The 14,181-nt window shown below is 71.7% G+C and carries 16 protein-coding genes; 7 read left to right on the top strand and 9 right to left on the bottom strand.

Annotated features, from left to right (window positions below; genetic code table 11):
• Window positions 1-3: 3 nt before the first annotated feature.
• A complete protein-coding gene (locus ACN6LM_RS06605) occupies window positions 4-1,557 on the bottom strand; it encodes an alpha/beta hydrolase (protein ID WP_445064312.1) in 1,554 nt (517 codons plus the stop codon).
• Window positions 1,558-1,917: 360 nt separating this feature from the next.
• On the opposite strand from ACN6LM_RS06605, the gene ACN6LM_RS06600 reads away from it, so the two are divergent.
• Entirely contained in the window at window positions 1,918-2,562 is a 645-nt protein-coding gene (locus tag ACN6LM_RS06600; protein ID WP_445064311.1) for a hypothetical protein, read from the top strand.
• 55 nt (window positions 2,563-2,617) lie between these two features.
• On the opposite strand, the gene ACN6LM_RS06595 is transcribed toward ACN6LM_RS06600, so the two are convergent.
• On the bottom strand, window positions 2,618-3,121 hold the full coding sequence (locus ACN6LM_RS06595; protein ID WP_445064310.1) for a DUF4265 domain-containing protein: 504 nt from the start codon (window positions 3,119-3,121) through the stop codon (window positions 2,618-2,620).
• Between the two features lie 205 nt (window positions 3,122-3,326).
• Between ACN6LM_RS06595 and lepB the strand changes: the two genes are divergently transcribed.
• On the top strand, window positions 3,327-3,944 hold the full coding sequence (gene lepB / locus ACN6LM_RS06590; protein ID WP_445064309.1) for a signal peptidase I: 618 nt from the start codon (window positions 3,327-3,329) through the stop codon (window positions 3,942-3,944).
• Here the strand turns inward: lepB and ACN6LM_RS06585 are convergent.
• The 3 genes from ACN6LM_RS06585 to ACN6LM_RS06575 all read right to left on the bottom strand — a co-directional run bounded on the left by ACN6LM_RS06585 (window position 3,932) and on the right by ACN6LM_RS06575 (window position 6,794).
• The gene (locus ACN6LM_RS06585) at window positions 3,932-5,116 is read right to left on the bottom strand and encodes a spore photoproduct lyase family protein (RefSeq protein ID WP_445064308.1); all 1,185 of its coding nucleotides are present in this window, start codon (window positions 5,114-5,116) and stop codon (window positions 3,932-3,934) included. The two genes, lepB and ACN6LM_RS06585, sit on opposite strands and share 13 nt — an antisense overlap.
• A gap of 114 nt (window positions 5,117-5,230) precedes the next feature.
• A complete protein-coding gene (locus tag ACN6LM_RS06580) occupies window positions 5,231-5,794 on the bottom strand; it encodes a dihydrofolate reductase family protein (RefSeq protein WP_445064307.1) in 564 nt (187 codons plus the stop codon).
• 55 nt (window positions 5,795-5,849) lie between these two features.
• A complete protein-coding gene (locus ACN6LM_RS06575) occupies window positions 5,850-6,794 on the bottom strand; it encodes a sigma-70 family RNA polymerase sigma factor (RefSeq protein ID WP_445064306.1) in 945 nt (314 codons plus the stop codon).
• A gap of 140 nt (window positions 6,795-6,934) precedes the next feature.
• Between ACN6LM_RS06575 and ACN6LM_RS06570 the strand changes: the two genes are divergently transcribed.
• The 4 genes from ACN6LM_RS06570 (at window position 6,935) to ACN6LM_RS06555 (ending at window position 8,626) form a co-directional block, all read left to right on the top strand.
• The gene (locus ACN6LM_RS06570) at window positions 6,935-7,666 is read left to right on the top strand and encodes a 3-keto-5-aminohexanoate cleavage protein (RefSeq protein ID WP_445064305.1); all 732 of its coding nucleotides are present in this window, start codon (window positions 6,935-6,937) and stop codon (window positions 7,664-7,666) included.
• Window positions 7,660-8,043, top strand: coding sequence for a hypothetical protein (locus tag ACN6LM_RS06565; RefSeq protein ID WP_445064304.1), 384 nt, complete (start codon window positions 7,660-7,662; stop codon window positions 8,041-8,043). Before ACN6LM_RS06570 ends, ACN6LM_RS06565 begins: the two co-directional genes overlap by 7 nt.
• A gap of 180 nt (window positions 8,044-8,223) precedes the next feature.
• A complete protein-coding gene (locus ACN6LM_RS06560; protein ID WP_073969255.1) occupies window positions 8,224-8,391 on the top strand; it encodes a hydrophobic protein in 168 nt (55 codons plus the stop codon).
• A gap of 67 nt (window positions 8,392-8,458) precedes the next feature.
• Window positions 8,459-8,626, top strand: coding sequence for a hypothetical protein (locus tag ACN6LM_RS06555; RefSeq protein ID WP_445064303.1), 168 nt, complete (start codon window positions 8,459-8,461; stop codon window positions 8,624-8,626).
• Between the two features lie 76 nt (window positions 8,627-8,702).
• Here ACN6LM_RS06555 and ACN6LM_RS06550 read toward each other — a convergent pair whose 3' ends face one another.
• The 4 genes from ACN6LM_RS06550 to ACN6LM_RS06535 form a co-directional block, all read right to left on the bottom strand.
• Entirely contained in the window at window positions 8,703-9,977 is a 1,275-nt protein-coding gene (locus tag ACN6LM_RS06550) for an alpha/beta fold hydrolase (RefSeq protein ID WP_445064302.1), read from the bottom strand.
• A 49-nt stretch (window positions 9,978-10,026) separates the two neighbouring features.
• On the bottom strand, window positions 10,027-11,094 hold the full coding sequence (locus tag ACN6LM_RS06545; protein ID WP_445064301.1) for a hypothetical protein: 1,068 nt from the start codon (window positions 11,092-11,094) through the stop codon (window positions 10,027-10,029).
• Window positions 11,095-11,143: 49 nt separating this feature from the next.
• A complete protein-coding gene (locus ACN6LM_RS06540; protein WP_445064300.1) occupies window positions 11,144-12,811 on the bottom strand; it encodes an OPT/YSL family transporter in 1,668 nt (555 codons plus the stop codon).
• A gap of 139 nt (window positions 12,812-12,950) precedes the next feature.
• Window positions 12,951-13,784 (bottom strand): IclR family transcriptional regulator, encoded by an 834-nt coding sequence (locus ACN6LM_RS06535; RefSeq protein WP_445064299.1) that lies wholly within the window; start codon window positions 13,782-13,784, stop codon window positions 12,951-12,953.
• A gap of 186 nt (window positions 13,785-13,970) precedes the next feature.
• Between ACN6LM_RS06535 and ACN6LM_RS06530 the strand changes: the two genes are divergently transcribed.
• Entirely contained in the window at window positions 13,971-14,144 is a 174-nt protein-coding gene (locus tag ACN6LM_RS06530) for a hypothetical protein (RefSeq protein WP_445064298.1), read from the top strand.
• Window positions 14,145-14,181: the final 37 nt, after the last annotated feature.

Genomic DNA, 14,181 nt, shown 5'->3' with positions numbered 1-14,181 from the left:
CTACTAGGACATGCTGCCCCGGCACACCGTCCCCGGGGCCGGAGCGCGCCCCGTGCGGAGGTATCGGTCGACCGCCTCCACGACGCAGCGGTTCTGCGGGTACGTCCCGTGGCCCTCCTCCTCGGCCGTCAGGAGCACGCCCACGCCCTCGCCCAGAGCGCGGGCCATACGGCGTGCCCCGGCGTAGGGGGTGACCGGGTCACCGGTTCCGCCGACCACCAGAATGGGATCCGCGCCGTCGGCGTTCACCCGCGGGGTGACCCGCTCGCCGTCGAACGGCCAGTCGTAGCAGAGGTAGACGCCCGAGGACCAGGCCGGGCCGAACACGGGCGACGCGGCCTCGACGCGCCCCGAGTCCCTGTCGAGGCGGTCCAGGTCAGGGCGCAGGCTGGAGTCCGCACAGGTGATCGCGGTCAGGGCGAAGCGGCCGTCGTCGAGCGGGTCCGCCGTGCCGTCCGCGGACCCGCTCCGGTCCGAGCCCTTGGCCAGCGGGCGGCCGTCGTTGTGGTCGGTGAGCGCGGTGAGCGCCTCGGCCAGTGGCTGCCAGCCGTCCGTGCCGCGGGCGAGATGGTCGCCGACGGCGTACGCGAAGTCGTCGGCGTCGAGGGTCCTGCCGCCTCCGGCCGGGGCGGGCTTCTTCTCCAGGCGGCCGGCGAGACGCGCCATGCGGCGGGCGGCCTCCTCGGGTCCGTCGCCGGTCGGGCAGTCGCGGACATGGGCCGCGCAGTGCACGGCGAACCGGTCGAACGCCGCCTGGACCGCCTTGGCCTGCGACACCTGCTCCTCGTCGAGGTCCTCGGTCGGATCGACCGACGCTTCCAGGACGAGCCTCCCGACGTGCGACGGATACAGGTGGGCGTAGGCCGCGCCGAGCGCCGTGCCGTACGAGACGCCGAAGTAGTGCAGCCGCTTGTCGCCGAGGAGGTACCGCATCAGGTCGAGGTCGCGCGCGGTGTGCGACGTGCTGATGTACGGAAGGATCGCCTTGGAGTGCTCGGCACAGGCGGCGGACCCCTTGTGCGCGGTGTCGTCCGCGGTCTTCCCGCAGCGCAGAGGGAGGGTCGCGCCCACGCCGCGCGGGTCGAAGGAGACGAGGTCGTAGCGGTCGAGCAGCGGTCCGTACTGGCGGATGCGCGCGGGGAGCCCGCTCACGCCGGACACGCCGGGCCCGCCGAAGTTGAGGACGAGGGAACCGATGCGCCGGCTGTTCGGCCCGGTGGCCTTGCGTCGTATCAGCGCGACGTCGATCGTCCGGCCGTCGGGCTTCCGGTAGTCGAGGGGGGCCTTCATGACGGCGCAGTCGTAGTCCTCGCGCGCGGTGGGCGGCGCGGTGCAGCGGGACCACCGGAGGTGCTGGCCGGTGGTGAGCGCGGCGGGCAGCCCGGTGGGCGGGTTGGTCGCGGTGAACTCCGTACGCGGCTCCGCGTTCCGGTGGTGGGCGTCGCGCTGGAGCCAGGCGCCGACGGCTCCGATCGCGGTGAGGAGGAGGACCGCGATGATGCGCGCACCGGCCGAGAAGCCCGGTCCGCGGCTTCGTACCGGATGTGTGCCGCTCATGGAAGACCCCGCGTTCCCGCCCCTGGACGCCCGCCCCGTGCCCGCGCCCGAACTGATGCCCGTCGAATGGGTGCAGCGTACAAGCCGCCTCCGGGAGGGCGGGCGGCGTCGTCGCAGGGAACCGCAGGGCGGCAGCGATACCGCCTGGTGCACAGACAGTGACGGGGAACAGCCGTCGCGTGGCTGTGCCGTCCCTGCGACGAGTCTGTGTCATTCCTCGCCCAGTGTGAGTGGGGCATCGCGGCGCGCCTCATTGACGCACTGCCGTCGCCGTGACACCCGGCACACCCGGATGCACGGTCCTGTTGTTGAACACCCCGGCTGTCGTACAGCGCAGCCCTTACCGCGAGTTAGGTCAAAATGATACGCAAGGGACGCATCGTCTTCGCAGTTGCCCTCACCACCCTGGGCCTCGGCCTCACGGCCTGCAACGACGGCGAGGACGAGGCAACGGGGCAGGAATCGCCTTCGGCCTCCGCCCCGGCCTCGCCCGCCCCGAGCAGCGACAGCCCCTCCGCGGAGCCGAGCGACGACGCTTCCACCGCGCCCAGTGGTGAGGTCGCCGCACCGGGCACGAAGTTCAAGGTCGGTGACCGGGCGGTCCTGCCGTTCAAGTACGGGACTTCCAAGAAGGGTACGGTCGCCGTGACGGTCACGGCGATCGAGAAGGGCGCCGAGGCCGACATGGCCCCCTTCGGTGACAAGGCGAAGGGCATGACGCCCTACTACATCCGGATGAAGGTGGAGAACGCCGGCGGCACGGACCTCTCCTACTCGTCGCTGAGGCTGCGCGGCAAGCTGGCGGGCGGCGCCCCCACGGGCGTCATCCTGATCGGGGACCTCCCGGGCAAGTGCGACAGCGAGACGGCCCCCCGCGACTTCACCACGAAGGGCGCCTCGTACGAGACGTGCTCGCTCAGCGCCACGAAGACCGGCCCCATCGCGGCCGCGTCGTTCGAGGAGGGCGACGCGTACAGCGACAGCCCGGTTCTCTGGACCAACTGACCACCCGTTCCCGTCCGCGCGGGCCGGGTGCCCCGTACTTGACGGAGCACCCGGCCTACGCGTCGCGCCACGCGTCGGTGGCGCAGGGGACTTCGAAGTGCCACCACCCGTCGTCCCGGCCCCGGGCGAGCAACGCCTTGATGCCACCGAGGTCTGCCCCGGCCGGCACGGTGAAGGAGACCAACGGGAGATCCTCGCTGAACACCTCACCGGCCAGACCGAACGGTGACAGCCGCTCGTGGACGGCCTGAGCACTTCTCCCCAGGGGACCGGAGGGAACGGGCAGGACCCGGACCGTGCAGTTGCCCGACGCCTCCACCCGTTCCTTCGCCCAGTGCAGCCCGTCGGCGTCCGTCACGAACCGCACGACCTCGCCCTCGGCCACCCCGTCCTGCAGGAAGGGGGCGTTCGCCACCCTGGCCGTATCTCCACCCAGCCGGGTGGCCCAGAGCCCTTCGGTGTCGTAGGGGAGCCAGCCCTCGCGCGGCACGAACCGGTACCACAGCTTGATCAGGGCGCCTTCGGTGGCGTTCGCCTCGGACGGGCTCGGAGAAGTCATGGCCCTGATGATCCCGTACGACGCCCCCGTCTCCGGCTGCCCCCCCGGTCGACCGGATCGATCCCCTCGGTACGCGGGCGGTGACGGTTCGCGCGCCGGGCACGCTGAGTGGAGTGTGCGGAGGATCAGGACAACGGGTGGGGAGCCCATGGGGCGGCGAGGAACGGGTCGGGGATGGCGGGCCGCGGCCCGGGTGCTGACGCCGGTGGGGCTCGTGCTGCTGGCCGGCTCGGTCGCTCACGGCATCGGGCGGTACGACACGGTGACGGTCGGGGGCGAGTCCATGCGACCGGGGTTCCCGCCCGGGGCCCACGTGCTGGTCGAACGGATCGGCTCGGACGGCGTACACAGGGGAGACGTCGTCCTCATCGATCCGCCCGAGCGGTACATGACCGAGCCGGTGCTGCGGCGCGTCATCGGCATCGGCGGCGACCAGGTCACCGGCGACGGAGGCCGGGTCACGGTGAACGGGAGGATGCTCGACGAGCCGTATGTGGCGGACAAGCAGGGTGATCCGCACGCCGACCCGTACGACGTCCGGGTCCCGGCGGGCCGGCTCTTCGTGCTGGGCGACCATCGCGCGAACTCCAACGACTCCCGCTACCACCTCGATGCGCACGAAGGCGGCTTCGCGGCTTCGGGCGTACGAGGACGAGTGGTGCCGGGCGCGACCGTACCCACCGGCCCGGCGGTGTTCGCGATCCTGGGCCTCGTACTGACCGCGGCCGGCCTCGGCGGGTACGCGGCCGGGCGCCGCGCGGCCGGGAAAGGGCGGGTCACGCCGCCTGCCGTGCCTCGGTGGCCCGGAACTCAGAACGCATAGCGGATCGACAGCCAAGGGGCGTGCGTGTGCACCAGACGGCGGATGGCCTCCACGGCGGCGGCCTTGGTGGCGTCTTGGTAGCGCACGTTCAGGTTGCCGTTCTCGGACCGCTTCGTCTGCTGGAGGCCGGGGCGCCAGATGATGTCCTCCGCCCGGGGATGCCAGGCCATGTTGACCTCGTGCAGCTGACGGTTGTGCGTCAGCATGATCACCTCGGCCGCCGCCTGACGCTTCACCGTGGCGGGCAGGACATCGTCCATCCGCCGCAGCAACTGGGCCCATGCCTCCTCCCAGCCGTCCCTGATGACGACGGGCGACAGGTTGAAGTGGACCTCGTAGCCGGCCTCGACGAAGTCCGCCGCCGCGGCGATGCGGTCCTCGACCGGGCTGGTCCGGATGTCCAGCAGCCGTGAGTCGTCCGGAGGCATCACGGAGAACCTGACGCGCGTGCGGCCACGCGGGTCGAGCAGCAGGAGGTCCGGGTTGACGAACTTGGTCGCGAAGGATGCCTTCGCCGTGGGCCAGCGGGCGAAGGCACCAACGAGATCGGCGGTGTTATCGCTGATCAGCGCGTCCACGGAGCAGTCGTTGTTCTCGCCGATGTCGTAGACCCAGGCGTCGGGGTCGCACTGGTTCGGCTGCCCCTTGACCCCCTGGGCGGCGACGTGGCGGGCCAGCCGGGAGACGATGCCGTCGATGTTCGTGAAGACCGTGATCGGATTGGCGTAGCCCTTGCGCCGCGGGACGTAGCAGTAGGCACAGGCCATCGCGCACCCGTTGGCGCCGCCCGGGGCGATCCAGTCGGCGGAGCGGCCGTTGGGCCGCACGCTGAACGTCTTCCTTTCCCCCAGCACCAGCACGGTGCTCTTGATCCGCACCCAGCGTTCGGCATTCCCCTGGTTGCCGTGCAGGCCCGGGATGCGCCAGTGCGAATCGACGGGCACGACCTCGGCGTCCGGGAAGCGGGCGAGGATCCGTTTCCCCCGCCACGACGCCGCGGCCCCGGCCTCGGCATGGATCTCCCGTACGGCCAGCATGCGTCGCGCCTCCTCCGAGTCACGGAAGGGCGCCCCGGGCGCCCTGGAGCCCTCCGGCCCGCCCGGCAGGTCGTCGAGCTCGAACAATCCGTCCGGGACGTACTCCGGGCGCCGGGAGGGCGGAGGGTTGCGCATGATGTCTCCGGGATCAGTGGCTGCCCGGTCAACGGTACGGGAACGGCACGGCCCGGCGGTCTCCCCGCGCGGGTGGCAGGGAGACGGAGGCAGCCGGGGCCGGGGAGGGGGCGGTCAGCGGGCGGCCCTGCGGTAGCGGGTGAGGACGGCCGCGCCGACCCGCTCGGCGGCCAGGCATTCCAGGTCGGTGCGGGGGCCGTCGGCGGGGAACAGCCTCTGCCCGGTGCCGAGGACGGTGGGAAAGGTCAGCAGCCGGTACTCGTCCACCAGGTCGGCGGCCATCAACCGGTGCACGACGCCCAGGCTTCCGGCGACGACCACATCCCGCCGCTCACGCTTGACGGCATCGGCCGGATCGCCGTCGAGGATTCGCGAGTTCATCCACGCCGACATGTCGCCGGGGGCCAGGGAGCGGGAGACGACCAGCTTGGGCACGGCGTTCATCCGCGCGGCGAACGGGTCGTCGCGGCCCGGCCAGATCCGCGAGAACAGCTCCCACGTGGTGCGCCCGAGCAGCAGCACTCCGTCGTCCATGGTCCGGCCGAGCCGGAACTTGTCCCCGGCGACCGCCTCCGGGCCGTGCCTGAACGCCCAGCCGCCCTGCGGGGTGGCCTGGGACCCGTCCGGGTCGGACACGATCCCGTCCAGCGTGATGAACTCGATGACGACGACGCTCACGATGACTCCTCTCGGTTCGGTGCTCACCGGTATCTACCGGCGGCACCACCCCGACTCATCGCTCCCCGCGCACATCGTTCGCGGAAATCTCGCGCGGCAGCCGGAAGGCGTCGAAGACGCGCGGATCGGCGAAGACGACGTTGTGCGCGACCCGGCCGTCGAGGACGGTGACGACCTGCAAGGTGTGCAGACGGTGCCCACCGCCTCGCTCCGGGGCGTACGCGGCGAGCGCGGGCTGCCCGTTGGCGGTGATCTCCCGCATGGCCCAGCCGGTGCCGCGCATCGCGAACACCCGCTCCAGGAAACGGCCGTAGTCCCCGCTGCCGGAGTACCACAGAGGCACCGGCGGCATCTCCAGCACCGCGTCGTCGGCCAGCAGCCGCACCAGCGCGGGCACATCAGCCGCCTCGAACGCCCGCACATACCGCTGGATCACCGCCCGTGTCCGGGGGTCGTCCGGCTCGGCGACGGCACTGCTGTCGCCCACCTCGGCGATGGCGGAACGGGCGCGCTGCAGCGCGCTGTTGACCGCCGCGACCGTCGTCCCCAACTGCCCGGCGACCTCGGCGGCGGTGAACGCCAGCACCTCGCGCAGCACCAGCACCGCCCGCTGCCGGGCCGGAAGCACCTGCACCGCCGCCACCCAGGCCAGCCGCAGATCGGCCCGCACCTCCACGTCGAATCGCGCGTCGGGGAACGGCTCCAGCCAGGGAACGTCGAACGCCGGTACGAGCGGAGCTTCCGGATCGTCGCTCGGGGCCCCCAGCCCGGACGGCAGCGGACGCCGCCCGCGCCCCTCCAGAGCGGTCAGGCACGTGTTGGTCGCGATCCGGTACAACCAGGTCCGCACCGAGGCGCGCGCCGGATCGTACCGGTCCCGGGCCTTCCACGCCCGCAGCAATGTCTCCTGCACCAGGTCCTCGGCCTCATGGAACGAACCCAGCATCCGGTAGCAGTACGCCGTCAACTCACCCCGGTACGTACGGTTCGAGATCCACACGGGCATCATGCCGCACGCCGCCCCGCCGGCGGTCACGCGTTCCCGCGCACGGCCATCCGAACGGTGGCTGCGGCGCCACCAGGAACAGCCGGCTCGTCGCGGCCCCGTCACCTTCCGGGCCCGTCTGCGACGATGGCGGCATGCTGCAGGTCTGCCTCAACGGAGTTCGAAGCCGTGCCGAGTGTCCCCGTCTTCCGGTCACGGCGGCCGAGTTGGCGGCGGCGGCCCGTGAGGCCGTGGCCGCCGGTGCCGAGGACATCCATCTGCACCCCAAGGACCGCGACGCACGGGACACGCTGGAAGCGGACGCTGTCGCCGCCGCGGTGAGCGCGGTGCGGGCAGCGGTGCCTGGCGTTCCGGTCGGGGTCACCACCGGCGCATGGGCGGTGCCGGATCCGCACGTCCGCGCCGCGCACGTGCGGTCCTGGAGCGTGCTTCCCGACCACGCGTCCGTGAACTGGCACGAAGACGGTGCCGACGAGGTCGCCGCCGCCCTGCTGGAGCGGGGGATCGGCGTCGAAGCGGGCATCTACTCCGGGACGCCCGCGGCGGAGCGGTTCCTCGGCCGGCCCGGCCCCGTCCGGGTCCTGCGCGTTCTGGCCGAGGTCGCCGGGACCGGCTCGCAAGGCGCGCTCCACGCGGCGGAGAGGCTGCTGGCGGAACTCTCATCGGCAGCCGTCCCGATTCTGCTGCACGGTGAAGGCGCCTCCGCCTGGCCCGTCCTGCGACTCGCGGCCGCCCGCCGCCTGGACGCCCGTATCGGCATGGAAGACGTACTGGCCCTTCCCGATGGCCGGCCCGCCGCCGGCAACGCGGCCCTCGTCCGCGCGGCGCGGGGGATCATCCACCAGGAAGGGCTACGCGCATGCTGATCCCCACCGAGGCCGTTGACGGCACCGCGCTGATCGAGGTCGTACGGCTCTCCGGCCTGCCTGCCGGGCGTGACCACCCGTACCCCGGTGTGGTGGTCGCCCACTGGGCCGGAAGTGATGTCGCCGCGGCCCTCTCGCTGATGGCGGCCCTGCCGGGCAGCGAACAGCACCGATGCGGCTTCTCGCCCGGCTGGAGTGTCCGAGCCTACGGCGAAGACCTCGGCCTGGCCCTGTTCGAGGCGGCATTCTGCTACACGTGCCACGAGGTCCGTATGCGGGGAACGGTGGTGCCCCCTGCTCTGGCCACGCAATTCTTCGACCCGTCTTCTTCTCCGGCCCGAACCCTTCGGTCGCTCTTCCGCCAGGCGGGCGGGTAGGTGTGCCATCACGCCGAAGGCGCGACGAGTCGAGGCCATCGCCCCTAACGGCAGGGCCATCCCGGACGGTCCCGGCGGAGGCGCCGAATGGGCGTTCCAAAGCGCCCCATAAGATTTACGTAAGGTCATGTGAGTGAAGCCGCGCCTTCGGGGCACAGGACGTCTCGGAGGTTGATAAAAATGGTTCCTGTCATTCTTGTTCTTCTGCTCGCCCTGCTTCTTTTCGGTGCCGGATTCGCACTCAAGGCGCTGTGGTGGATCGCCGTCATCGTGCTGGTGGTCTGGCTGCTCGGATTCGTTATCCGGCCGACGGCGAACGGTAAGCGGGGCCGCTGGTACCGGTGGTGAATTCCTTGCTGCCCGGGTCTGAGACAACGGTTCACAAAGAATTTCGCTTCTACGGAAGGGGCCTGCCATGCTCGGCATAGTCGCCGCGGTGTTGTTCTTCGTGTCGTTCCTGATCAACGCGGCGGATATCAGCACCAACGATGTCTTCTCCTCGACCAACGTGATGCTGCTGGGGCTCACCGCACTGGCTCTCCACGTGGCCGGGATAGGAAGTGGCTTGGCCCGCAGGCGGTGAGGTGCCGCCTCGCATCCCCTGGCCGTGAACGAGCCCCCGACTTCGCAGTCGGGGGCTCGTTTCGCGTGCGGTCTCTTCAGGACAGGGACAGCAGGCGGTCGAGGACCCCCGGGTCGGCCTTCACACCGTCGTGCAGATGGGTTTCGGACACCCAGGTGCGCAGGCCGCGCACCCGGGACGCCGTGGTCAGGGCATGGTCGTGGTCGACGTACATGTCCTGGCGGTACACCGCCGCGGCGACGGGCACCGTGTTGGCCGCGAGACGGTCGAGGTCGTAGAGGGCGGGCCAGTCCGTGCGGTGGGCGAGCGCGTCCGCGGCCGCCTTCAGGGGGACGAGGGCCGGGTCCTCCTCGAACATCCAGGGGTACATCATCTCGCCCGTGAAATGCAGCGGCCCGCCGGCGGAGGCGTCGAACTCGGGGAACTCCGCCCGGACCCGGTCGGCGGACCATGCCGTGGGACGGCCGCCCTGCGCGTAGATCGCCTCGTGCAGGACCGCGTACAGCGGACGCGGCGCGAGGGAGACGACGGAGTCGACGCCCCGCAGGAACGTGTCGGAGAGGACCGGCCCGCCCCGCCCGGGGACGAAGGCGCACTCCAGCAGGTAGTGCAGGGAGTCGAAGGCCGACGCCGTGCCGAACGTGATCCCCAGCGTCTGGAACCGCCGTACCGACAGGCGCTCGCCCGAGGGCATCCGGACATCGTGGTCCGCCAGGTGGGCCGCCACCCGCTCGGCCAGGGCGCGGTCGAGCGGGTAGCGCGCGAAGTACCGGGCATTGGCGGCGAGCGTACGCCGGTACGCCGCGCGGTACACGTCGTCGGCATGACCGGTGAGTGTGGGCAGACCACCGGTGATCAGGGCCCGGTCGAGGCCCTCGGGGGCGAGGCCGAGATAGGTGAGCGTCGCGAAGCCGCCGAAGCTCTGGCCCAGGACCGTCCAGGGCCGGTCGCCCTGCATCCGGCGGCGCAGCAGCTCCGCGTCACGGACGATCGAGTCGGCCCGGAAGTAGGTGAGGTACCGCGCGGCATCGGCCCGGCCGGCCAGTGTGGTGCGGTCCGCCGGGGTGGAACGGCCGGTGCCGCGCTGGTCGAGGAGGACGACGCGGAACTCCTTCAGGGCGCGGCGCAGCCAGGCGCCCGCCGCGTGGGGACGTTCCGCGCGCCCGCCCGGCCCGCCCTGGAGCCAGAGCAGCCGCGGCAGCTCACGGCCCTCCATGCCCTCGGCCACGACCTCCCGTGCGAAGACGGAGATGCCGGGCCCGTCGGGCCGGGCGTGGTCGAGCGGTACGTCGAGGGTGTGATCGGTGCAGACGAGGCCGCTGTGGCGGTACGTGATCTGGTCGTCGGTCAAGTCCGGCTCCTGGGGCGGGGTGAACGGGGGGCGGGTGCGCGGCCGTCGGTCAGTAGCCGGCGACGCCCAGCTCGCGGCAGATCTCGACCAGCTCGGGGTGTATGTACACGCCGTCCTTCTCGATGCACTCGCCGTCGAGGAACAGGGACGGGCCGAGGATCGAGCCGTCCGTGTGGGCGGCGGACACCCACGGCTCGCCGCCGATCCAGGCACCCTTGGTGCCGATGCCGAGCTCCACGCAGCCGAAGACGCGCTCGTCCTCCACGATGCGGCCGGTCGGCGCGGGCACGCCCGGGTTGAACCCCAGGGACCAGTGGGCGACGCGGAACATGTTCGGGTCGTCCCAGGACTCCATCCAGCGGCGGAAGATCTCCGCGTCCTGTCCCTCGCCGTCGATCTTCGTGACGACGCCCTTCTCGACGGTGCAGCGGACCGGGGTGCGCAGCAGACCGAGCTGGTCCGGCGGCCACAGGGCACCGTCGAACACGAGCACGCCGTCCTGGGTCTCCTCCAGCGGGTTCCAGGAGATCTGGCCCGAGAGCATGACGGTCTCGCCGGGATTCTCGGCGGGCTTGCCCCGCAGATTGATGGGACGGTCGCCGTTGCGGCCGGTGATGTCGGTGCCGTTGGCGGAGGTGATGCGCACTTCGTCCGCCTGCTCCAGGAGTCGGACCAGCGCCTTGCCGAGCTTGATGACGCCCTCGAAGTCGGGGCGGCCGACCGTCGCGACGAGCATGTGCACGTCCATCGCGGTGAGGTTGGTGTAGCGGCAGCCGTTCGCCATCGCGCGGCGGAACGCGTCGGAGTGCATCACGTACGAGACGGCGAACTCGATCCACACGTCGGCGTCGGCTATGGCGCCGGCGACGGGGCGCGGCGGCTCCATGGAGGAGCTGGGCATCGTCTCGTACCAGACGACGACGGGGTGCGCCCCGGCAGCCGCGACGGCCTGGGCGGTGGCGTCCACGACACGGCGGTCGCTGCTGGTGTCGCCGGTGAGGACGACGTGCTCGCCGGGCTTGACCAGCATGACCTGCTCGACGAGCTTGCGAGCGGCGAGGGCGAGTTCGTAGCTCAGGTACTCGGGGCGGGGCTCGAGCCGGCTGAACATCTCCATGGATCTTCTCCTTGCGGTGGTGCGTATGAACGAAGGTGGTAGAGGGGGGCTAGCTCGCCTTGATGATCTGGGCGGAGTCACCCAGGGAGCTGCCCGCGATGAGGCCGGCGCCGACCAGGTTCAGTTCCTCGTCGGCGGCGGGGCCGCGCCACTTGCGGTATCCGACGCGCACGGCGAGCGCGGCGAGGACCAGCCAGCAGGCGTTCGGGGTGAGGATCAGCAGGCCGGTCGCGAGCATGACCCCCATCTGCCGCCTGGTCCCGCCGATCAGCTGGATGGCGGCGCCGGGGATGGCCCACAGCAGCAGGGTGCGCAGCACACCCGGCTCGCCCAGGCCGTTCTTGACGGTGTCGGCGTAGACCTTGGCGACGGGCGGGATCAGCCCCTGCTTGAAGTACGACTGCCACAGGACGGCCACCACGACGAGGGCCGCGGCGAAGCCGATGAGGGCGGCGCGGAACTGTTCGCGGCGCCCCTCCCGCTCGTACGGGTCCCAGGGCCGGTGCTCGCGGCGCAGCAGCCACCCGGCCTTCAGGTCGTAGCCCATGTCGGCGAACGCGGGGCCGGTGGCCGACACGTAACCGACCAGGAGCGCGAGCGGCACCGACGGGATGCCGATGAGCAGCCCCAGGACCAGGAAGATCAGGGTGACGGCGAACGACGGGAACCAGCCGGACTGCATCGCGGCGAGCCCGACGATCAGTTCGTGCACGAGCGCGGCGAACGCGGCGAACAGCACCCAGCCGAGCAGCCCCAGCGGACTCATGTCACCGATCAGCCCACCGAGGACGGCGAGCAGCACGGCTCCGGCGACGAACAGGGCGTAACCACGTACGAGCGAGCGCCGCAGCGCCTTCTCGTCAACGGTGTACGAGGTCGTCTCGTCGTGCCCCGCGAGGGTCGCCGCGGCAGCGGGCTGCTGCTCCGAGCGGCGGCGGACCAGCAGCACGACCGCCTGGCCGAGGGCGACGACGCCCGCGCCGACCATCACACCGTGCGGCACGTACCCGGCGCCGAGGTCGGTGTGGAACAGATCGGGGCCGAATTCGCGCAGACCGAGCCCCACGCCGAACATGAGCAGCGCCCAGACGTTTCCGAGGAAGGCGACACCGGCGGCGGACAGCGGCAGGCTGAACAGGGTGCCGCCCAGTCCGACGAGCGTGCCCGCGCCGAGCACCAGGGCCCGCTTCCCGCCCTTGTCACCGGCCTTGATCGTCTCGGCGGCCGCCTGCCCGGGCGGCCAGGCCGCGTCGGCGGGCAGCAGCCGGGAACCGAAGGAGCGGTAGAGCACCCAGGTGTCGATGAGCAGGCCCACGAAGGAACCGGCCAGCATCGGCCACACCAGGTCCTTCCGTCCGAAGACGTACGGCACCGCGATCGAGGTGAGCAGCGCGTTGGCGGAGGCGAAGGTGGCGGCGGAGATGGCGCTCTGGGCGAGGTTCTGCCGATGCACGGAACGCATCGAGCGCAGTCCTGCGAGCGGGATGCGGCCGATGAGCATGGCGATCAGCGCGCCGACGACCGAGGTGTTGGCGGAGATCCCCAGCTTGGCGACGAGGTCCGCGCCGATGACGGCGCCGACGACGGACAGCACGGCGAGGACGACGAACACGACGGGTTCGCGCACCCGGGGGTGGCCGGCGCCGGAGGATGAGGCGGCGGAGCCGGAGTCGGATGGCGGCGGCGCGGTGGCCGACCGCGAGGTGTGATGCGACACGGAACACCCCTTGGTGGGTGGGCCCTGCCCCGGGACGGGGAGGGACTTTTCGGGCAGGCTGCGGTGATCCGCGTACTCGGGCACGACGCACGTCGTACGGATGTGTGGCCCGCCGGACGGCGCCGCCGGGCCGGGCGGGTCAGGAGCCGAAGGCGGCCGTGGCCTCCTCGGCTCCGGCCAGAACGAGTTCGGTGATGCGGTCGACGGCACGGGTGACGCGGTGCGCCGGCCCGATGACGGTGAGCGAGGCGGCGATGCTGCCGGCCTGGAACACGGGGGCGGCCACGGCGGCGACGGCCTCGTCGTACTCGCCGTGACTGACGCTGTACCCCCGGGAGCGTACGTCCGCGTACCGGGCCAGGAGGGTGTCGAGGCCGGTGACGGTGTGGTCGTTGAAGCGTTGGAGCGGGGTGGCCCCGAACAGGCGGCGGATCTCCGCTTCCGAGTAGTGGGCGAAGATGGCGTGGCCGGAGGCGCCGGCGTGGCCGGGCATCACGGCACCGACGATCGCGGTGTAGCGGACCGGCCCGGTGCCGTCGACAACCGCGGCGCACCGGTATCCGGCGCCCTGCGGAACGTTCAGTACGACGCTCTCGCCGGTCTCCCGCAGCAGCCCCGCGAGGATCGGCCGGACCAGCGACGGCAGCACACCGCTGTGTTCCCCGGCACGCGCCAGCCGGGAGACGGCGGGGCCGAGCCGGTAGCGGCGGGTGGTGGTGTCGCAGGTCAGGAAGGAGCGGGAGGCGAGCGTGGTGAGGATGCGCTGGGCGACGGCCTTGTCCCAGCCGTGCCGGCGCGCCATCTCGCTCACTCCCCACTCGGGACGCCGCTCGGTGAACGACAGCAGGGCGAGCAGGGCGCGATCCGCTCCCTGCAGAACGCCGGGCTGGGGCGGAGCCAGGAAGTCCACGTCGCCGCCTTGGCCGGCCTCGTGGGCGGTGCCGCCGGCGGACGCGCCGTTCACCTCGTTCATGGCCTCGTCCCTTTCCTCGCTGTTCCCGGTGCGCTGAGCGCAACGCCGTTGCGCTCAGCGGTGAGAACTATGTGATCAGGGGAGCGTGGTGTCAAGGGTGTTCCGCGGCACGCCGGCTTCCCCGGCCCGGGTGCCAGGCGTCGTCCGCCTCGACGGCCTTCGCGGCAGGCTGCCGAGCACACCGAAGTGGGCTTCGCCGCCGAGATGCTGGTCTCCCTGGCCGCCGGCGCCCAGCTACTGGTTCTCGGGCGCAGCAGCAGAACCGGCAGCCGGTACGTAGGGCACGTCGTCCACTCGACGCTCCACTTCGCCAACGCCCCCGTCGCCGTCGTCCCTACGAAGGAGACGCCGGCCGGCTGACGGCCCACGCCCTCCGGCCCGGGGGGGGGGGGGGGGG

It is taken from the genome of Streptomyces sp. SAS_281, from assembly GCF_052542855.1.
Note: the sequence above shows the minus strand (reverse complement) of the source record. Positions and strands in the feature narration are given on the sequence as shown.